We start from the raw sequence: 665 nt of genomic DNA on the forward strand, positions 1-665 counted from the left end.
ACCAAATTAGTATGTGATCGTCTAAGCCGACAATTGCAAGAACAGGCGGCATAAGTTTTTAAAACGAATTGACCATAAATTCGGCTGGTATACGAATCTGTAACTATGCATTATGAAATTGATTCATGTAACAAAATAAATAATTCTTTTTTTTCTTTGCATAATCACACCTCCGGTACCTATCACGATTTGGAAATGCTTTTAAAATTCCTAATTTAAGACCTATCATGAAACCAACAAACTTAAAATCTAATAAAAAAGGAGAATGACAATATTTAATTGCCATCTCCCCCATTTCATTTACGCTTTTTTAATCCAAAATTTGTAAACCCCATTTTCTTCTGCATCGTTTAGTAGTTCATGTCCTGTGCTTTTCGCCCAAGCTGTAAGGTCATTTTTAGCACCTTTATCCGTCGCATGAACTTCTAACACTTGACCGGATTGAAGCTCATCAATCGTTTTTTTCGTCCGTACGATTGGCATCGGACATGCCAATCCTTTTGCATCTAATACTTTATCGCTGTTCATTAAATTAACTCCTCCCTCTATAAAGTTAAATTTTCTCCCGAATACTCCCGAATTCTTAAAATCTCATAAACACCTAATAGTTGACACACCATTTATTATGGATACATATAGGTGGTCTTTAATTTATTTACAATATG

The 665-nt window shown here is 34.0% G+C and carries 1 protein-coding gene; it reads right to left on the reverse strand.

Annotated features, from left to right (window positions below):
• Positions 1–300: 300 nt before the first annotated feature.
• Positions 301–528, reverse strand: a complete 228-nt coding sequence (locus ACFPXP_RS07980; RefSeq protein WP_379893710.1) for a sulfurtransferase TusA family protein — start codon at positions 526–528, stop codon at positions 301–303.
• Between the last annotated feature and the right edge of the window lie 137 nt (positions 529–665).

Source organism: Marinicrinis lubricantis, from assembly GCF_042658665.1.
Classification (GTDB): domain Bacteria; phylum Bacillota; class Bacilli; order Paenibacillales; family KCTC-33676; genus Marinicrinis; species Marinicrinis lubricantis.